The sequence below is a fragment of the Methylophilus sp. VKM B-3414 genome (assembly GCF_032248435.1).
Taxonomy (GTDB): Bacteria; Pseudomonadota; Gammaproteobacteria; order Burkholderiales; family Methylophilaceae; genus Methylophilus; species Methylophilus glucosoxydans.
Genome location: NZ_JAVTLI010000011.1, coordinates 197,804 through 217,359 on the forward strand (window position 1 = coordinate 197,804; position 19,556 = coordinate 217,359).

21 protein-coding genes are annotated in these 19,556 nt (G+C 49.6%); 5 read left to right on the forward strand and 16 right to left on the reverse strand.

Annotation, left to right across the window (positions count from 1 at the left end; genetic code table 11):
- Positions 1–21: 21 nt before the first annotated feature.
- From Q9292_RS12075 to Q9292_RS12120, 10 genes are all read right to left on the reverse strand, one after another.
- Entirely contained in the window at positions 22–867 is an 846-nt protein-coding gene (locus Q9292_RS12075) for a PEP-CTERM sorting domain-containing protein (RefSeq protein WP_275355819.1), read from the reverse strand.
- Positions 868–1,282: 415 nt separating this feature from the next.
- Positions 1,283–3,856 (reverse strand): TonB-dependent receptor, encoded by a 2,574-nt coding sequence (locus tag Q9292_RS12080; RefSeq protein WP_313988379.1) that lies wholly within the window; start codon positions 3,854–3,856, stop codon positions 1,283–1,285.
- 243 nt (positions 3,857–4,099) lie between these two features.
- Complete coding sequence (locus tag Q9292_RS12085; protein WP_275355822.1) at positions 4,100–4,786, reverse strand: Bax inhibitor-1/YccA family protein; 687 nt, start codon at positions 4,784–4,786, stop codon at positions 4,100–4,102.
- A gap of 112 nt (positions 4,787–4,898) precedes the next feature.
- The gene (gene lpxO / locus Q9292_RS12090) at positions 4,899–5,798 is read right to left on the reverse strand and encodes a lipid A hydroxylase LpxO (RefSeq protein WP_313988381.1); all 900 of its coding nucleotides are present in this window, start codon (positions 5,796–5,798) and stop codon (positions 4,899–4,901) included.
- A gap of 72 nt (positions 5,799–5,870) precedes the next feature.
- Positions 5,871–6,917 carry a beta-N-acetylhexosaminidase gene (gene nagZ, locus Q9292_RS12095; protein ID WP_313988383.1) on the reverse strand — a complete coding sequence of 349 codons (1,047 nt, stop codon included), beginning with the start codon at positions 6,915–6,917 and terminating at the stop codon, positions 5,871–5,873.
- A 23-nt stretch (positions 6,918–6,940) separates the two neighbouring features.
- Positions 6,941–8,068 carry a class I SAM-dependent methyltransferase gene (locus Q9292_RS12100; RefSeq protein ID WP_313988386.1) on the reverse strand — a complete coding sequence of 376 codons (1,128 nt, stop codon included), beginning with the start codon at positions 8,066–8,068 and terminating at the stop codon, positions 6,941–6,943.
- Positions 8,069–8,107: 39 nt separating this feature from the next.
- Complete coding sequence (locus tag Q9292_RS12105) at positions 8,108–8,800, reverse strand: queuosine precursor transporter (RefSeq protein WP_313988389.1); 693 nt, start codon at positions 8,798–8,800, stop codon at positions 8,108–8,110.
- Positions 8,797–9,594, reverse strand: coding sequence for an ABC transporter permease (locus Q9292_RS12110; protein ID WP_313988392.1), 798 nt, complete (start codon positions 9,592–9,594; stop codon positions 8,797–8,799). The genes Q9292_RS12105 and Q9292_RS12110 overlap by 4 nt, the downstream gene beginning before the upstream one ends.
- On the reverse strand, positions 9,591–10,502 hold the full coding sequence (gene nikB / locus Q9292_RS12115) for a nickel ABC transporter permease (protein WP_313988396.1): 912 nt from the start codon (positions 10,500–10,502) through the stop codon (positions 9,591–9,593). Before nikB ends, Q9292_RS12110 begins: the two co-directional genes overlap by 4 nt.
- Positions 10,495–10,983: a L,D-transpeptidase gene (locus tag Q9292_RS12120; RefSeq protein ID WP_313988398.1), complete on the reverse strand. Its 489-nt coding sequence runs from the start codon at positions 10,981–10,983 to the stop codon at positions 10,495–10,497. Before Q9292_RS12120 ends, nikB begins: the two co-directional genes overlap by 8 nt.
- 156 nt (positions 10,984–11,139) lie before the next feature.
- Between Q9292_RS12120 and Q9292_RS12125 the strand changes: the two genes are divergently transcribed.
- Entirely contained in the window at positions 11,140–11,835 is a 696-nt protein-coding gene (locus Q9292_RS12125; RefSeq protein WP_313988401.1) for a VIT family protein, read from the forward strand.
- A 6-nt stretch (positions 11,836–11,841) separates the two neighbouring features.
- On the opposite strand, the gene Q9292_RS12130 is transcribed toward Q9292_RS12125, so the two are convergent.
- On the reverse strand, positions 11,842–13,242 hold the full coding sequence (locus tag Q9292_RS12130) for an ABC transporter substrate-binding protein (protein ID WP_313988487.1): 1,401 nt from the start codon (positions 13,240–13,242) through the stop codon (positions 11,842–11,844).
- Positions 13,243–13,312: 70 nt separating this feature from the next.
- Positions 13,313–14,686 (reverse strand): 23S rRNA (uracil(1939)-C(5))-methyltransferase RlmD, encoded by a 1,374-nt coding sequence (gene rlmD / locus Q9292_RS12135; RefSeq protein ID WP_194748197.1) that lies wholly within the window; start codon positions 14,684–14,686, stop codon positions 13,313–13,315.
- Positions 14,687–14,753: 67 nt separating this feature from the next.
- Here rlmD and Q9292_RS12140 point away from each other — a divergent pair, with 67 nt between their 5' ends.
- Positions 14,754–15,242: a hypothetical protein gene (locus Q9292_RS12140; protein WP_313988406.1), complete on the forward strand. Its 489-nt coding sequence runs from the start codon at positions 14,754–14,756 to the stop codon at positions 15,240–15,242.
- On the opposite strand, the gene Q9292_RS12145 is transcribed toward Q9292_RS12140, so the two are convergent.
- Positions 15,239–16,027 carry a 3'-5' exonuclease gene (locus Q9292_RS12145; protein WP_313988409.1) on the reverse strand — a complete coding sequence of 263 codons (789 nt, stop codon included), beginning with the start codon at positions 16,025–16,027 and terminating at the stop codon, positions 15,239–15,241. The two genes, Q9292_RS12140 and Q9292_RS12145, sit on opposite strands and share 4 nt — an antisense overlap.
- A gap of 289 nt (positions 16,028–16,316) precedes the next feature.
- Here Q9292_RS12145 and Q9292_RS12150 point away from each other — a divergent pair, with 289 nt between their 5' ends.
- Positions 16,317–17,012 (forward strand): hypothetical protein, encoded by a 696-nt coding sequence (locus Q9292_RS12150; protein WP_313988412.1) that lies wholly within the window; start codon positions 16,317–16,319, stop codon positions 17,010–17,012.
- Between the two features lie 121 nt (positions 17,013–17,133).
- On the opposite strand, the gene Q9292_RS12155 is transcribed toward Q9292_RS12150, so the two are convergent.
- Positions 17,134–17,613: a hypothetical protein gene (locus tag Q9292_RS12155; protein ID WP_313988415.1), complete on the reverse strand. Its 480-nt coding sequence runs from the start codon at positions 17,611–17,613 to the stop codon at positions 17,134–17,136.
- A 48-nt stretch (positions 17,614–17,661) separates the two neighbouring features.
- Between Q9292_RS12155 and Q9292_RS12160 the strand changes: the two genes are divergently transcribed.
- Both Q9292_RS12160 and Q9292_RS12165 read left to right on the forward strand, forming a co-directional pair.
- Complete coding sequence (locus Q9292_RS12160; protein ID WP_313988418.1) at positions 17,662–17,787, forward strand: hypothetical protein; 126 nt, start codon at positions 17,662–17,664, stop codon at positions 17,785–17,787.
- Between the two features lie 318 nt (positions 17,788–18,105).
- Positions 18,106–18,756 (forward strand): porin family protein, encoded by a 651-nt coding sequence (locus Q9292_RS12165; protein ID WP_275355841.1) that lies wholly within the window; start codon positions 18,106–18,108, stop codon positions 18,754–18,756.
- Positions 18,757–18,846: 90 nt separating this feature from the next.
- On the opposite strand, the gene Q9292_RS12170 is transcribed toward Q9292_RS12165, so the two are convergent.
- Positions 18,847–19,299 carry a YdbL family protein gene (locus tag Q9292_RS12170; protein ID WP_313988421.1) on the reverse strand — a complete coding sequence of 151 codons (453 nt, stop codon included), beginning with the start codon at positions 19,297–19,299 and terminating at the stop codon, positions 18,847–18,849.
- Entirely contained in the window at positions 19,296–19,544 is a 249-nt protein-coding gene (locus Q9292_RS12175; RefSeq protein ID WP_194748204.1) for a hypothetical protein, read from the reverse strand. Before Q9292_RS12175 ends, Q9292_RS12170 begins: the two co-directional genes overlap by 4 nt.
- Positions 19,545–19,556: the final 12 nt, after the last annotated feature.

The window sequence follows — 19,556 nt, forward strand, 5'->3', positions numbered from 1 at the left end:
TTAAAGTGAACTTAGTTTTTATTATTTAGTTTGTTTTTTCTGACGGCGTGCGGCTGCAATAACACCCATGCCCAACATCATCAAAGCATAGTTTTCAGGCTCAGGAATAGGGGCTGCCAAGAAACCACTGATATAGTTACCGACTACAACCTGACCTTCTTCACCCGCCTGATAGAAGCCAATTGCATTATTTCCCAGCGCGTAATTAACTGCATCAGACTTTACAAGATACAATCCAGACCATGGATTGCCTTCAGATACACTAATGTCAGCCTTCTGACGTACAACACCGTTTACATATTGCACAGAAGAGTTATAAGTTGTGTCATTTGTTTGACCTGCCTGATACATACGAAGGTCGAAGTCACTCAAAAATGTCCAAGAAGTAGAAACATTACCACCTGCACCTTGGCGATATAAATAGTTAACCTCTTGATCGTTATCAACCAGGTTCATATACCTTGTGCCGAAAACGAGCTTACCATCAACGCTATCACGATAAACGTAATCAAAAATGGTCGCTTGTGGCACACCTGGCAGCAGAGGAACATTTTGAGTAATTTTATAATCAACCAAAGTTAATGTACCAAAGGTTGAGTTTGCACCAGTAAAAGCTCTGTAGTTCAGGGTCGTAGCGATAGTCCCGTTATCTGAGCCATACTCATACCCTGCCAAATATGTGCTTGTTGATAAGTTCTCAATATAGAATTTATCTGCATTTAAACTATTGGCACCATTAATCAATCCACCGTTAGCTAAAGTCAAGTTTGTACCGTTACCATTGGTCAAGGTAACGAATTGACCAGCATTCGCAGCGTTGACACCAAGTGTCATCAATGTTGCGAGCATTAATGTTTTCAACTTCATCCATATTCTCCTAAATAAAAAAGCATTAATTCTTTCATCACCTGCATTTTCATGGCCGGTGAATACTCGTGTGTCACTGCTCCCGATGGGATAATTTTTATATGCCTCATTTAAGATGGCTTATTACAGTATGCTTACATTTGCAAATGCTGTGCCAGAACACTCTCCCGCCTGCTTTTATTCATGAAAGACTTAGGCTTCGCCACCAGAAAAGAACGTAACCTATTGTTTTAAAATTTAAATTAAAACTTAAAGTGAGCATCACTTTCATATACCTTTAATTTAGTTACCACTCATCATAGGCCTGTCACAGTTCCAACCTGGTTGAAAACAACCATGAATGGCTGCTCATAACCACCAAGTAAAAAGCCATGATTTTTAATCATGGCTTTTAAATAATTAAGATGACTTATTGCTAATCTTTAAACGTTTTATTCTTCCAATCCCAGTCTAATGAAACACCAATCCAAATTGCTCTAGGTGCTCCAGGACCTATAAAAGTTGTATTGTTCCATTGACTTGTATTTGTTTGAAAGCTTCCAGATGCACTAAATGGGTTACGACCAAGCGCTCCCGCTGTTGAGTATTCTCGATCAAAAATATTATCAAACTTAATATATGCGTTGATACCAGGACGAAATTTATAGTTCGCTCTTAAGTTAAATACTGCATATCCAGACGTAGATCCCTCTCCAATGTAATCGTATAGCTCTCCAGGCAAAGCTGATCTAGGCTGATGTTTATTATTTTCATTTCCACGCACATAAGCTGAGGAGTGCATGACCATAGACAGTGTTGCATCAAATCGCTCACTAAAACGATGATTCCAGCTCGCCTGGATAATATTATTAGGCATTCCGGGAATTTCATCCCCGGAATGAACATCGACAAATGCTTGTGCAGCATTGGCGGAAACAGTCTGGCCGTTGGTACTGTTAGCATCATTGATAATCCGAGCATAGGACTCAAATGTTGCAGCCATCAAGGTATAGTTCAAACTAATCTTGTCACTATCAAAATCACCCTTGATTCCAAACTCCAACCCTTCACGTAAGGTTCGTCCAAAGTTGTTAAAGACTCCGCGATTTTTTCGGCCTAGCGGAACAAACAAAATATCGTCGGTGATTTCCGTTCTGAAATATCCAACATTCCAATCCCAACCACCAGTCTCACCTCTTAGACCAGTCTCATATGCAGTAGAACGAATCTGCTTTAGATATGGATCCGAGGATAGGGAAGTTGGAATAGAGCAACCGAACTGGTAGTTTGTACTTCCAGGCGCATTACTTTTGGTAGGATCATTCGCACAGCCAAGTTCAATCACAGTTGGTGTTCTTGCTCCACGACTGACATTGGCATACGTAGAAAGGCTATCCTTAACCTCCCAAGTCACACCAAGTGAAGGATTAAAACTTCTGTAATCATAATCACCCTCACTACAAATAAAGCGTCCACGATTAGGGCTAGTGTCTCCTTGAACAAGACATTTTTGTCTGGCTGGACGCAAATCGTTAGTTGTAAAATTGTAAAACTCTTTTCCACTGTCTGAAACAAGGGTATTTTTTACATTTGCCCAATTCATACGTGCGCCAAGACTGATATGCAAACTTTCGGTGGGTGACCATGTATCAAATGCATAAATACTTTCTGTCTTGCTAGTACCTTTGAGATTGTTACGCTCAATTGTCATGTATGCTGGGAAAAAACCAAAAGTTTCAAAAATTGGATCAGTCACCACCGATACTGAATGGTCTGCATCATTAATCTCCCCTAACTGTTGAGATTGTAAAAAACTTACCTTATTCGTATCTAGTGAGATCCCCGCGACAATTTGATGCTTATCTAAATCAAAAGCAGCCTGCAGATTAAAACCATCACTCCCCTGTTTTAAGTTGGAGTAATTGAACAAGCCATTAATTTTGCCAGCATCAACAATCCCATCACCATCAATATCATCTCCCCAGGCAGACACCAGTCGTGAATACGCATCATAAACATCCGCACCAATCGCACTTTGGCTCATCTTTCTTTTATAAGCCATCGCTGAAAGCGTGAAATTATCATTCACGTACCAACTGCCACTAAAATTGTAATGTTCTAGGGAGTTTTGTACTTGATCTGGAGAAGTAAATACCTGTTTGCGATTTTGGTCTGCCATCTCAAATGGCAACATTCCATTTCCGACTAAATTGGTATCTATATTTAATGCGGTCAAATTAAACTCAGCTTTATCAAATCTGAGCGTTGCCTTATTAAATAATTGCCGAACATTACTTGGCGAATTATCTCGCCAACCATCCTCTGCAAAATGATTGTAAGCCGTAAAGAAACCAAACTGACCATTATTCACCCCATTAGATATTTGAAACTGATTTCTCCCCCAAGCGCCTGTTAAATATTGAGTACGCAAATAATTATCCGAGAACCCATCCTTTGTACGGATTGCTAGTGCACCACCAATGGTGTTAAGTCCAAAAAGGGGATTTGATCCAGGAATGAGATTTAAGCTTGATATAGCATTCATCGGTATCAAATCCCAATTCACAACCTCCCCAAAAGCCTCATTTACTCTGACGCCATCTAAGTAAACTGAAATTCCTTGAGGAGTACCAATTTGAGGCGAAGCAGTAAACCCACGGAAATTGAGGTCCTGCTGAAAAGGATTGCCTGCATAATCATTAGTCGTCACAGATTGCAAATTATTATTCATGAACTCTGTAACATTTAGCGCTTTAGACTCAGCAATTTCCTTACCAGTAGCACTCTGAATGTTTGTCGTAGCCGTAGCTTTATCAATTGGCACTCCAGGCAATGGCGTAATAATTCTCCGACGCTTCGCCTTAACTTGCACCTCATCCAACTCAATAGTGGCCTTAGTATCTGCGGCTTTTGGTTGCTGGCTTACAGATTCATCATTGTTATCCGCAGCAATTGTTAGGCAAGAATAGCCCGCCAGAAATAAGATTGATTTGATTTTATTGTTTAGCACTTCACCCCTCCATCAAGGAGTCTTCAATGCAAAAATCAATCCATATAAAACGAAACTTTTATTCAAATTAAATCAAACACTTAAATAATAATTAAACTTTAACAACCATATAAATTGGTTGAAATAAACCACGATGGCTAAAAACAACCAATCACAAACTCCTTTTTCGCATGAACTAAATTGATGCAAATAAAAAACCCGCCAAATGCTTGGCGGGTTTTTTTGAGATGCAAAACTCAGAACTTAGTCGCGGTTGCCTAATACTGCCAGCAAAATATTCAACAGGTTCACAAACAGGTTGTAGATATCCAGATACAGATTCAAGGTCGCCATCACATAGTTGGTCTGACCGCCGCGCACGATCTGGTTCACGTCGTACAAAATGTAGCCGGAGAAAATCAGCACTGAGACACCAGAGATTGCCAATGACAAGGCTGGAATCTGGAAGTACATATTAGCCAAACCAGCGACAATCGCCAGAATCAGACCTATCATCAGGAACTTGCCGATACCGCTGAAGTCACGGGCTGGGGATGAGCCGATACCAGCCAAACTCAGGAAGGTAATCCCAGTTCCCGCAGCTGCCAAGCCGACAATTTCAGCGCCGTTGCGCAGATGCAGGGCAAATTGCAGGATAGGGCCAAGCATCACGCCAAAGACAAACGTCAGTGCCAACAGCAACCACACGCCTACACCGCTGTTCTGGTTAACCGCAATCAGTTTAAACATACCAAACATGACAGCCATAAAACCGATAAAGAACATGAACGGGTGTGCCGCCATCCAGCCAAAATTCATCTGCAGGCCAACATAGGCACCGATCACGGTTGGCACCATGCTCAAACCCAGCAAGGCGTATGTATTGCGCAGTACGCGATTTTGCGTTTCGGATAATTGACCGTCACGACCTAAAACTTGCATATCTGACATAGTGTATTTCCTCTTTTCAATTAAAACTAAAAACAGCTTCTGTAGTTAAGATAATGGCAAACACCTAAAGTTTCAAGGCTTTGCGTGACATTTGTGTGAACAATCGTTCAGTTTACAGCTTCCACAGCCCGTAAATGACTGCCGCAATCAGCACGATGCGCGTGATTTGATAAACGGTTTTATTCCACTTTTTAAAACGGCGGCGGTACTGACCGATCACCCAGGCATAATGAAACAGGCGGTTAATGACGCCGGTCTGGTCCCCGGCTTCATTTGGCGAACTGGCTGCAGTGACGATGGTATTGGCAAGAAAGCGGTTGACTGCCTGCGCCCAGCGATAGCGCATGGGGCGTTCAATGTCGCAAAACAGAATCACACGCGTTTCATTGGTCTTGTTATAGGCTTCATGGATATAGGTTTCATCAAACATGACGGCCTGCCCATCACGCCAGCTGTAATCCTCGCCATCGACGCGGATAAAACACTGATCGTCATTAGGGGTGGCAAGCCCTAGGTGAAAGCGTAAAGAACCCGCATAGGGATCACGATGTGGGCGCAGATGCGCGCCAGGCGGCAACTCGGCAAACATGGCGGCTTTGACGCTGGGGATGCTTTGCAGTAAGGCGACTGTTTTTGGGCAGTAAATGCTGGCAGAGGGATGATGTGCGTCATACCACTTGAGATAAAAACGTTTCCAGCCGGTTTTAAAAAACGAGTTAAACCCGGCATCGTTATTGGTCTTGGCCGCAGCAATGCGCTCCTGTTCGCGTACATACAACGCTTCTTCACGGATCTCCTGCCAGCGGTCGGTGATCGCTTTCAGTTCCGGGAAGTCATGCACCGGCAAATACGGCGTGGTCGGCGCTTTGGAGAACAGATATAAAAATACATTGAATGGCGAAACAATGCCGGAATGGTCAAATATCTGGCGATAAAAGCGGTGCCTGACCTTGCCCCTGAAGTGCACATAACTGACCGAAGCCAAGAAAATGCCAAGAATGATCCATTTCATAATTGATACCGATGTTTACGCCGTGATTAGATTGTCATCAATAATTGTCTAGCTTACCGCAACCGTCCGGCTTCAAGCAAACAAATCCGCCTCTTTTTGACCGACCATGGCCACACGCTTGACCGCTTCTACATAGGCCGCAGACTCTCGTAATGCCACCATATCCTGCGGATGATGACCGCCATGCATACGTGCCAGGCGTGCAATACTTTGTGCAGAAATCTTCCACGCTAGCTTGCTTAACAATTCATCGGCCAAGTCCGGGCGGTTGCATAACAACACCATATCGCACCCGGCGTTCAAGGCAGCCATGGTTCGTGCAGTGACGTCACCTGCCACGGTGGCGCCTTCCATACTCAAGTCATCACTGAAAATGACACCATTAAAGCCCAAGCGCTCACGCAGCACTTTTTGCAGCCAGCGGGACGAGAAGCCGGCCGGTTTATCATCGACCTTGGGATAAATCACATGTGCGGGCATCACCGCATGCAAGCCCTCGTCTATCATGCGTACAAACGGCTGCATGTCGTTTTGTGCAATCTGGTCAAACTCGCGGTCATCCACCGGAATGCTCACATGCGAATCTGCCACCACAAAACCATGCCCGGGGAAATGTTTGCCCACCGCAGCCATGCCAGCCTTTTTAAGGCCTTGCATCAGGCTAAACGCCAACTCATTAATCGCCTGCGGATCACGGTGAAACGCGCGATCCCCAATCACCAGGCTGTCGCCATAGTCCATATCCAGCACTGGCGTAAAGCTGAAATCCACGCCATGCGCCCTTAGCTCTGCGCCCAGCACATACCCGGCCTCTACCGCCAGCTCTTTCGCTTTGCGTGGGTTTTTGTCCCAAATATGGCCAAACTCGCGCATGGGCGGGATTTTGGTAAAGCCTTCTCGGAAGCGCTGCACCCGGCCGCCTTCATGATCCACGGCAATCAGCAGCGGCGGCTGACGCACCGCATGTATACTGGCAGTGAGCGCCTTGAGCTGCGCGCAACTCTCAAAGTTACGCGCGAACAGTATCACCCCGCCGACTAGCGGATGTTGCAAGCGGCGGATATCATCGGCGGTGAGTTCCTTGCCGACCACATCCAGCATGACGGGACCTAAAGACATAACAAATTCCTATTATTCAAAATTCAAACGCATTTTAACCGATAAAGACTGGTTACTTCTTTGGCACGGGCAGCATATAACGGATCCGATTGATCGCTGGCCTTGGCATGTGTTGGCGCAATATCCAGCTTGTCGACCACCTGCAACCCTGCTTCATGGATCCATGTATTTAAGGCCTCAGGCTGGCGCAAGCCAATCTGCTCAGCCAAATTAGACATTATCAGCCACCCCTCGCCCTCAGGATTTAAATGCGCTTTCAAGCCACTTAAAAAGCCTTTCAGCATCTTGCTTTCGGGGTCATACACGGCATGCTCAATCGGCGCATTCGCTTTGGCAGGTAGCCAGGGAGGATTACAGACAATCAGGTCCGCACTACCCGCTGGAAACAAGTCTGCCTGCATGACTTGAATATTGCTTTGCATATTCAACCGCTGGATGTTTTCGGTGGCACACGCCAATGCACGCGGCTGGTTGTCCGTTGCGACGACTTGCTTGACGCCCCGCGCCACTAAAATGGCGGCAATCACCCCCGTGCCGGTACCAATATCCCAGGCCACCTGCGGACTATTAAGCGGCGCCTGGTCAATGAGGTCGAGATACTCACCACGTACGGGCGAATACACCCCGTAATGCGCATGTATATTGGCATTCAGCGCATGAATCGGCACGCCTTTTTTACGCCACTCATGCGCGCCCACCATGCCTAGCAACTCACGCAATGAGAGCACAAGTCTTGCAGGCAGTTTGCCGGTATTGTCATCCACAATCAAAGCCGCCTGCACAGCCGCTTTGACGTCTGGCGCACGCGGCAAATCGCAGGCACCATACTTAAGCTCGATTAATACTTTATTCGTAATATTGGCACGACCGATCTGGCGCGCGCGATGCTGGTGAAACGCTTCCAGCAGGCTAGCCGCCGGTTTGACTGGTTTTCGGTCTACACGCCGCGTAATCGCTTGCAGCAATTGCTTGGCGTTTTGAAAGTCACCGCGATATAGCAAGGCGGTGCCCTCACACGCCAGACGGTAGGCTTCATCCGCTTTGGTGGTGTCGTCTGCAATCACCACGGCTTTGGGCGCAGGGTTACCCGCTTCTGACTGCCAGTCAGCGGCTTGTGTTTTGTTTTTTTCGTACCAGTTAATCAGGGTCAATGGGGTTCCGATAATCAGAAGTTGTCAAAGGTAGCCAGTTTAAAGCTTAAACGGGCTAAAGTCGGTATGGGTATCGTAATAGTCTTCTTTTTCTGCCCGTTTGAGAAAAGCGACGATTTTATAGGTGACTGGCGTAAAAGCGACTTCTACCAGCACTTTGGCCGTAAATTGCGCCAGCACAATTTGCGGCATCATGGCATCTGGGAATTCGCCTGAGCCATAAAAGGCCAGCGGAAAAAATAACATGGTATCAACCGCCTCGCCAAAAATGGTCGAGCCTATGGTGCGGCTCCATAACCAGCGGCCACTGGTCAACACTTTCATTTTGGCCAGGACAAAGGAATTCACAAACTCACCGGCCACAAAAGACACCAGCGAGGCCAGCGCAATGCGGGCGGTCGAGCCAAACACAGATTGATAGGCCGCCTGATCATGCCAATCCGGGGCGGGCGGCAAGGCCACAATCACCCAGACCATGAGGCTGGCAAAAGCCAGGCAGATAAAGCCGGTCCAGATGACGCGGCGCGAGGCGGCATAGCCATACACCTCAGTGAGGATATCGCCAAAAATAAAACTGATGGGGAAAAACATGATGCCCGCACCGAATGTGAGCGCACCCAGCAACGGCGCATGGACTTCGGTGATTTTGCCGGGACCGATCAGGTTGGAACAAACCAGCACAACCGCAAATGCGGCCATAATGAGGTCGTAATAACGGTATTGTTTTTTCATGCTTGCACTCCCTGACGCACATCCAGCTTGTCCCGCAAGACATCCCCCCCCAAGTTAATTGCCAGGATCAGGCTCATCATGCACAGGCCTACGGTCAACACATAATGGGGGGCGACCAGCATAAAGCGCACCGCATCACGCAACATGGCGCCCCAGGAGGCCTCCGGGGCCTGAATCCCCAGGCCAAGAAAGGACAGCGAAGCTTCGGCAATCATGACACTGGCCATGCTGTAGGCGGCCTCAACCATTAAAATCGACAGCAATAGCGGCAAGATGTGGCGCAACATGATGCGCCATGTGCCAGCGCCTAATGACTCGGCCGCCAGCACATGCAGGCGCTGGCGTAGCGCCAGAGCTTGCCCGCGCGATAGCCTGGCGTAGGTCACCCAGCCGGTCAGACACAAGGCCAGGATCAGGTTATTGAGACCTGCGCCCAGCACGGCGGCAAACGCAATCGCCAGCAAGATCCCGGGAAACGCCAGAAAAATACTGGTGATTTGCATGAGTACATCATCCAGTCTGCCGCCATGATACCCGGCCAGCAAGCCTATCGTCAGCCCTATCGCCATGGTCATGGTCGTCACAATCACCGTCACCATGAATGACACTTCCACGCCATGTAACACGCGTGCCAGAATGTCACGGCCCAGATCATCAGTCCCCAGCCAGTGTTGTGCACTTGGCCACTGCAAAATCGCATCCAGATCAATCTGGTTAGGGCTCATCTCGACCAGGCGACCAAGTAGTACCGCCAGCAGCCAAAACGCCAGGGTCAGCAGCGAAAAGGTCTTCATGCCTGACCTCGCGTGCGTGGATCCAGCCAGCGATAGGCCAAATCTGTGCCCTGGTTAATCAGTACATAGCTCAAGGCAATCACCAGCACACAGGCTTGCGTCACCGGGTAGTCGCGTTTTTCTATGCTATCCACCAGCAGGCGGCCGACGCCATTCCAGCCAAAAATGGTTTCTGTGATCACCGCCCCGGCCAGCAAACTGCCCATTTGCAGACCAACAATGGTCACCAGCGGCAACAAGGCCGCCCGCAGGGCATGTTTAAGGATCACTTGTTGCTCACTTAAGCCTTTGGCGCGCGCCGTGCGGATATAGTCTTCATGCAAGACCTCGAGCAAGCTGGTGCGTGTCATGCGCGTGAGAATGGCACTTAAGCCCAAGCCCAGAGTCAGCGCGGGCAACACTACACTTGCCGCGCTTTCCATCCCGCTCACGGGCAACCAGCCCAGCCAGACGGCAAACACCAGCATGAGTAACGGTCCTAGCCAAAATGCCGGCATGGCCGCGACACGGATACTGAACAAGGTGATCATCACGTCTTGCCAATGTCCTGCCTTCAGTGCAGACCAAACGCCCAGCGGAACACCGATACTGATGCCTATGCATAAGGCCGACACCGCCAATAGCATGGTCGCTGGATAGGTTTGCAGCAACAAGGTTGAAATATCGGTATGCGTGTGTATGGAGACACCAAAGTCACCGTGCAAGAGATGGGCGGTATATTGCAAAAACTGCTGCCACATTGGCTGATTCAGGCCGAGTTCTGCTTTGAGTGCCTCGCGGTCGGCCACACTGGCAGACTCGCCCAGCATGACATCCACCGGATCGCCCGGCACCAGATGTAGTAGCAGGAATGTCAGGCAGAGCACCCCGAGTACCACAGGCAGCAATGTCAATAAACGCTTAATCATCCGCCTCGTGCAGATGGACTGGGGTACCCACAGGCACCAGATCAAATAACTCAATCAGGTCTGAATTGCGCATGCGTACACAGCCGTGCGAACCGGGCTTGCCGAGCTCGGTGCTGTCAGGCGTGCCATGAATGTAAATATACCGCTGCATGGTGTCTACTTCTCCGAGGCGGTTTTTACCTGGCTCGGTACCACTGAGCCATAAAATGCGGGTCAGAATCCAGTCACGTTCAGGAAACGCCTGTTTCAAGGCTGGTGTAAAAATCTCTCCCGTGGGCCGGCGGCCAACGAATACGGTGTTTTCCGGCGCGCCCTCGCCAATTTTGGCGCGAACAATATGGGTACCTAGCGGTGTACAACCGCTGTTTTTGACACAGCCTACCCCATTCGCCGCCGTTGACACTGCGTACTGTTTGCGCGGCTGGCCCTGATCATCAAACAAGGTCAGCGTTTGCGCCGGAATTGAAATATCAATATGCATAGTTATTATTCTAAGCCATTTAATCGCAATTGCATGGCCGTTGACCGCAGATTTGCAAGTCGAGCGTCTGGGGCAATATAAATTGCATTACAATCGTTGCACCAATGCTTTTAAACTCTACCCTCTATCGCAACCCCTCAATCGTACAGGTGCGCCATGCAACATCATGAAAAACATTTTTTACAGCGCAGTGGCTGGTTACGTGCAGCCGTATTAGGCGCCAATGATGGCATTATCTCTACCGCCAGTTTGCTGATGGGCGTGGCAGCAGCAGGGACTGCGCAACAGGCATTAATGATGACGGGCATTGCCGGGCTGGTCGCGGGGGCGCTATCCATGGCTGCGGGCGAATATGTCTCGGTGAGCTCGCAAACCGATATTGAACAGGCCGACCTAGCGCGTGAGGCGCAAGAGCTCACACAAAACCCTGAAAGCGAGTTACGCGAACTCACTGGCATTTATATCCAGCGCGGTTTGTCGCCTGCGCTGGCAAAACAGGTCGCCCAGGAGCTGTCACAACATGATTCTTTAGGGGCACATGCGCGTGACGAATTAGGCTTGCATGACATCAACCAGGCTAAACCACTGCAAGCCGCATTTGCCTCCGCATTAGCCTTTTCTAGCGGGGCGCTATTGCCATTGCTGACCACTCTGATCGCCCCGCATGCACAAGTGCAGTCGTGGCTGATGTTCAGCAACTTGCCATTTTTGGCCTTGCTAGGCATGGTGGCCGCACGCACTGGCGGGGCCAGTGTCAGCAAAAGCGTCATCCGCGTGGTGATCTGGGGCGCGCTGGCGATGGTCGCCACGGCGCTGATTGGCCACTGGTTTGGTGTTCAGGCCCCGGTTTAAGCAAGCTTAATGTGGCGCAGCGTGAAAAGCCACTTTGGTCAACCCATCCCAATTGCCATCCGGCGCCGGGGTATAGCGTTTAATTGATCCTCGATAGGCGGCAAACTGACCTTCATACCAGAGTGGAATCACGGGCAACTGCTGGTGGACACGTTGCGTGACGGCAGGCCAGTCTTCTTTCTCCAGCAAGGCATCCAGTTGGGCATCCTGATACCGCCCTCGGTTAAAGCCTGTGGGCGGAATACTCTTGGAACCAAAGACTTTGCCGTAGATTTCCGGGGTTTTAATGCCCACCCAGGTTAAGCCGTAAAGTTGAAAATTGCCTTTTTGCACATCGGCAAAAAAAGTGCCCCAATCCAGGCTCTTGATTTGCAAGTCTATGCCTGCGGCTTGCATCTGTGCCTGCAAAATCGTCGCCAGCCGCACCCGTTGCGGGTCTGTGCTGGTTTTATAGATCAGCGTCAACGGCAGCTTGACCCCGGCAGCAGCCAATAACTGTCTGGCGCGAGCGGGATTGTAATGATATGGCTGCAATTGCGCATTGCCCGCATAATGCTCGGGCGGCAGGATAGCACTGGCTTGCCGACTTTGACTGACCATGACTTTATCGATGATGGCCTGTGGATCAATCGCATACGCAATCGCTTGCCGCACGCGCGCATCCTTTAAAAAAGCTGCCTGGGCATTAATGCCCAGATAAGAATAATTGGCACCCACCCCGGTATTCACCGTGATATTAGCTTGTGTTTGCAGATACTTGACCAGCTCTGGCGGCAAATCGCCCTGAATCAAATCGGCCTCACCACGCTTGAGCTTGAGCACGCGCACATTCGGGTCTTTGACTTCTTCAAAGCGCACCTTGAGTCCATCTCCCAATCGCTCCAGCACCAGCGCAGATGACCAGCCATCGAACTTGAACGGCCCACTGCCCACTGGCGCATGGCTAAAGTCATGCGCAGCCGCAATTAATCGTGCGGGGAGGATGCCGACAATCATACGCGCCGCAAAATGGGGATCGGCATGCGCCAACGTAAAGTCTATGGTCTTTGCATCCGGGGTGCTAATGTGACGAATATGTCTGAATTCGGCAGTATGGGGCGAGTCTTTGAGTGTGAGCAGGCTATCGTACGTCGCTTTCACATCGGTGGCCGTCAAAGGCTGGCCATCATGAAATACTGGGGCCCGCAGCAAGTGAAAACGGTAATGCAGGGCATCCAGTTGCTGCCACGAAGCCAACCCGGCGACCTCGTGTGAAGCGGCATCAAACTCGACCAGCCGCTGATAAACCAGGCGATTGACCCGCTCTGAAGCCGCATCGGTAGCATAGCGCGGATCCAGATTGAGTGGCGCCTGCGCCACTGCAAACACCAGTGTATTCGGTGCATTGGAGGAATAACAGCCGGCCACCCCTACCCCTAAACAGATCAACGCCAAAAGGTGCGCCAGCTTGAGCCAGCGCAGAGAAACAGCTAGCACATCAATCCTTCTCAAACACAGCAATCGATTCAACGTGCGCCGTATGCGGGAACATATTCATCACCCCGGCCGCCTCTAAGCGGTAACCCTTGACCTGAGTCAGAATGGCAGCGTCGCGTGCCAGCGTGGAAGGGTTACAAGAGACATAAACAATGCGCGAGGGCGCGTGACTGTCATTCGGATCCTCAGCCTCGGGCAATGCCTTGATCAGTTCAATCGCACCATCACGCGGGGGATCAATCAGCCATTTGTCAAACGCGCCCAAGGCCAATAATGACTCAGGCGTCATATCAAACAGATCAGACTCGGCAAACTCGACATTGGTCACGCCATTGAGGCCTGCGTTTTCAATCGCCCGCTTCACCAGCGCCTGCGCACCTTCCACCCCATATACCGTGGCGCCACTACGCGCAATCGGCAAGGTAAAATTACCGAGCCCACAGAAAAAATCGGCGATACGCTCACCCGCCTGCGGCTGCAACAACTGCATGGCACGACGGATCATGACACGGTTGATGGCAGGGTTGACCTGCGTAAACTCCGTCGGATTAAAGGGATACTCCAAACCAAACTCAGGCAGGCTGTAGTGCAATTTATCGCCATGATCAAACAAAGGCTTGACCGTGTCGGGACCTTTGGTTTGCGTCCACATTTGCACACCATGCGCCTCTTCAAAGGTTTTCAGCAAGGCCACATCGTCCTCGGTCAGCGCTTCCAGAATGCGTAGCACCAGTACCGTAGCATCTTCACCTACCGCCAGTTCAATCTGTGGCAGCGACTGTTTAACTGAGAGCTGTCCAATCAACGCTTTCAACGGCAAGATCAAATCCGACACCGGTTGGGTCAGGACTTCACAGCTGTCCATAAAAGTGACATAGCTGCTGCCCTTTTCATTAAAGCCCACCAGCACCCCACCCTTTTTCTCGACATAGCGCACGCGTAAACGGGCTTTGTGCCGGTAGTGCCAAGGGGTGCCCTGGATAGGCGGTAAAATCTTGGCAGGTTTGACACGGCCAATATGCCACAAATCATTTTCCAGCATGCGTTGCTTGGCTGCGACCTGTGCCGAAAACTCCAGATGTTGCATGGCACAGCCACCGCAAATGCCAAAATAAGCACAGCCAGGGGTTACGCGCTGACTCGAAGCTTTCAGCACCTCAGTCGCGGTCGCCAGCTCATAAGTCGATTTGACATGGTGCGAAACAAACAGGACTTCTTCAAATGGCAGGGCCCCTTCGATAAAAATCACCTTACCATCGACATGGGCAACGCCCCGTCCTTCCTGGTCGAGTGATTCAATGCTGGCATGGCGCGGAGTTTGCGCTGCCTTGGCAGCGGGGGATAAATTGGATGATCGTTGACGGCTATTTCTCATAACCTGTTATTTTACCTGATTTGGGCATACAATCGTTTCAAGGTCTAATCAAAATGAGGAGGTCACCATGTTAAAAAAATATTGCCTTTCACTCGCCATCTGCCTCTCGCTATTCGCGGCCGGGGTGTGCCATGCCGATGAGATTTCCATCCAGCAGGATGTGCATGGGGTGCAATACGTCACTGGCGGCATAGGCTCAGAAGAAGTAGAGGCCATGGAAGCCTTTAAAAAACAATTCAATTTGTATTTTCTGTTTTCCGAGGGCAAGGCGGGTCGCGTCATTGATGATATCCAGCTGGCCATTCTGGACAGTAAAAATCAGGAAGTATTTACGCTAGACCATGCCGCACCGAGACTGTTGCTCAACTTGCCAAGTGGCAAATATCAGGCGGTTGCCAGCTATCTGGGTAGCGAGCAGCGCTACCGTTTTGTGCACGACGCAAAAAAATCTAAACGCATCATTCTTAATTGGAAAAACAAGATTGATGAGGATACTGTCGAGCCGGTCACTGACGATCAAAGCGCTGAGGAACCCGCACCGACAGCGACGCCTTAAACAGTGGAATCCATTGCGTCCCAGGCAGCCATAAACTGCTGCCAGTGTTCGCCAGGATAGGCTGCCAGCGTATCCCGCACCAGCTGGATTTCTGACTGGTAACCGGCCTCATTCAAATGCCCACGCATTTTTAAAAAGCGCAGGTACACCAAATGCGTATTGGCAACATCCGTTTCGCAATAATCGCGGATCGCCTTGACTTCACCGTTAAGATAGGCCTGCCAGACCTTGCTGCCATCCATGCCAAGCTTGCCTGGAAAGCCACACAGCTGGGCCATGTCATCCAGTGGGGCATTGGCACGTCCGCTATACATGGCCAGTACATCCATTAAATCCAGATGGCGCATGTGATAGCGGCTGATGTAGTTATTCCATTTAAAATCCTTGTCGTCTTCGCCCAGATCCCAATAGCGTGGCGCAGCAATGCCATGCACCATGGCGCGGTAATGCAGCACCGGCAAATCAAAACCACTCCCATTCCAGCTCACCAGGTTAGGGGTGTATTTTTCAATCCCGTCAAAAAAGCGCTGGATAATTTCAGCTTCACTGGCTTGCTCATCGCCCAGCGTCCAGACACGAAATTGGTTCCCTTCACGCAAGGCGCAGGAAATCGCACACACGCGCTGCAAATGATGCGGCAGAAACTCCGTGCCATTTTGCTGGCGCCGCTGATGAAAAGCGATATTCGCCACCTCGTCGTCGCTCAAACTGGCTGGCAGATCATGTAACTGGCGGATCCCGGCAACATCGGGAATCGTTTCAATATCAAACACCAAACTAAGCATCGGATTTCCTGTTAAAGAGTCGCTTTTAAAATAGCACAGCGCCAGTGCTGACAGCAATCTATGCAGTCAGCTTGTAGAAAAAAGACTGCGTTTGTATCAAAAGATACAATCAGTGCACTTTTGTATCAATTGATACATTTAAATATATGATTTATAAAGGTTTTTTATGTTTTTTCAGTCTATCAAACCTAGAGATGCCGTATTACTCTGTATCCGTTCAGTCAACAAGAGCATTGCCAGGAAGCAATGCTTGAGCCCTGAACCTTTAAAAACTTACGGAGTACTCATCATGACATCTATCAGTTCAATCGGCAGTAACAACTACATTCAATCGCTTTCGCAAGTGGGGCAGCGTAATGGCATGCAACCGCCGCCTCCGCCCCCAGATGGCGACAAACAAGGTAAGGATGGCGGCGGATTTTTGGGGGCGATAGACGCAGCGCTGAAAAGTGCTGGCATTTCAGGCGGTCTGGAATCTCTCTTCGGCAGTCAGGGGACTAACAGTGCAAGTACCAGCGCAGAGAGCACAGATACAAGTAGCACAACAAGCACGAGTACAGATGCAAGTGATGCATTGAGCAGTTTTTTACAAAACCTGATGGGCGCCCTGCAATCACAGGGGACGGCTGGCACCAATACAGAAAGTACGAGTGACAGTACAGACAAGACGAGTGTTGATGCCACCACAACAGCAGGCGTACACCGTCATTTCGGCGGCCATGGCAAACAAGATATGGAAGCAAAACTACAAAGCTTGATTAGCGCTTTAAATACAAGTAGTGATTCCAGCAACACAACGGCCAGTAACACGACCACCAGTGGATCAACAAACCAGAACAGTGCGCTGGAGAGCAGTTTTCAGTCACTGGTTAGCGCACTCGGTGGCAGTAGCAGCAATGCCAGCTTGAGTGGCTTTTTGCAGGCCTTATCCTCCAACATGCAAAATCGTGGTCCAGCAGGGAACGTCGTCAGCACTGAGGCTTAGAGATAACAGCATCTGGCCCCAGATCCACCGCAACTACCACTGTGAGAGACTCTGTAATGGTGGTAGTTGTCGCTTGATTCCGATAATTTGGAATCAAGCTTGCCCCCTGATTAAAGCGCGATCAGGCAAATTCCAGTTGCATAATATCCGTCTCAGAATCTTCCTCCAGCCATTCCGCAGGCGCTTTATGCAATCGGATAGGCGTTTGCATTTCTTCACCGTCAAACGTTAGAATCGCGTAACTGACTTCCTGGGGCGCGGCCATCGGCGTGAATTTACCAAAGCCAAAGTGCGCATTGCGCATGACTTGCCATGCACCAGAGGGTTCAGTGTATTCAGGCTTGGAAAAGTAATGTGCAATTTGCTTGTCGGAGGCGGCCTTGAGCGCGCAGTCTTGCTCACGCGACAGCACCGACCAGCGATAATCCAGTCCATCCGCAATCGGTTGCAGCTGCATCAAATACCAGTGCACGTTTTCGCGCGCTAATTGGATCAATGATCGCACCCGACCGGTGTGATGATTCAGAATGTAGTAAATCCCCAGGTCTTGCTGATGAATGCTTTCACCCAGACGGGGTAGAACGAAAAGATTAGTTGGCACAACAAACTCCTTTCATTGGGACACGCACTTTGATTGTATGCAATGAACATGCCTGAAACTGAAATCAATGACTTTTACCTGTTTGTTCTCAATCTAGATGAGAGAAGCAACCTGCCGGAGTTGTTCAATGCGGCACACTTTGGGGGCGCTATTGGCAGTGGTGATTTGCTTTAAGCAATTGATTTGATTGATGACATACCTACGGTTCACCACGAGGCAAGCCAAAAATAAGCATCGTGGTCATTTTGAGCCGGCCTGTGCAGCCACAGCACCACTGTGACCATCTATGGCAGTAGATAAGTTGCCTTTTTAGTCATTTAGCGCGGTTTTATGCACCATCCTGACACTTTACTGCTCGGCGGTCTTAGATGACCGATTTGTGACAGCCCACACCTACAAACATAGTCACACCAAAAGTTACGTAATTTAACCTTTTCTGCTAAAGTAACAAAAAAACAAATCATTCCTCAATCAGACCGTAAAGGCACTTCTATGAAACTATTGCGTACAACTTCTCTCTTGGGACTATTGCTGATGTCAGCCGCCAGCACTGTGAGTGCCGCTGAGCCAGAAAGCCAGCATGGCTTGCAACAAACACCGTTTTATTTTGGTTTGGATGTCGCTTACCTTCGGCAAAAAAATCAAACACGTGACTTCAAGGAAGCGTGGTTTGATGAGTTTGGCACAACCCCCTCGGTAAAACAGGATAGAAATGCAGGCGCAGGACGGATATTTGCGGGCTACAGCGTCAATGAAAATCTTTCCCTGGAACTTGCGTACTTCAAAACCACTAAAGAAAAAATCGACGCCTCTGATAACATCAGATCAGCGAGCATCAAATACGATGCCAAAGGCGTTGAGTTATCAGGCTTATTCAGCCCTAGCCAATTCCCCAATTTTTTTGTTAAAGCGGGTGCCATTTACTCAGAGTTGGATGCACGTATTAGCGCATCGGCGGGTAACAATGTAGGAAGTAGCTCAGTAAACGATAAAGGCTGGGGCTATGTTGCCGGCTTTGGCTACAAGTATCCGATCAATCAAGTGGTCGATATTAAAGCGACCTATGCCTACTATGGCAGAGTGGCTGGCGACAGTGACTCACACCTGAACCTGTTGTCTCTGGGCTTTCAGTATCACTTTTAAGCTTCTGCTGGCAGGCGGCTAACATCGTCTGCACAAAACAATCAAGCCGAAATGGAGCTTTCCATTTCGGCTTTTGCATGTTCAGACCGCTTATTTCTTAAGCCACTGTCCATCCTTCTGCACAAACCAGCCCGCTTGCGCTTTATCCATCCAGCGTTGGGCAAAGGTGCGCTGAATCTCGCCTGTCCATTCTGGATGACCATTGGCGGCAGCAATGCCCTGGTAGAGCTGGGTGCGATCATTGTTCTCCTGATTGACCAAGCTGGTGACCATGTTACGTTGTGATAATGGCACTCCGCTAGCCTCTTTGATGGCAATATAGCCATCCGCGGTAAAGCCAATTGCGCCTGACTGGTAGTAAGGCAGTAATTGCGGATGGCGCGCTTGCATGCTGGCTTTAACTGCGGCCAGTGCAGGCGTGTTGATATCCAAATCTGCGGCTGCCAGTGCGGCAGTCGGTGCGGCAACCAGCAAAATGGTAGTCAGCACAGAGATTGCAGACTGACGATAACGGCACAACGCATTAAACAGTGCATGGATCATGGTTTGATCTCCTGAACAGAGGGTGACACAGGGTCTTGAGTCGTCGCAGGCGGGGTCGGTGCGGTCGAGCTGGCTGGCAGTTGCCAGACCTCATCAATCACCTTGTCAGCCGCTTTTTCAGCGGCAGCGGCGGGAAAGTAAATATTAATGGTGACACATGCACTGAGCAGCATGGCCAGGCTGAGTATCAAACGCTTGAAAACGACGCTGTGCCTTTGAACCGTGTTTTGTTGTTGCCTACCCATCACGCGAATTCC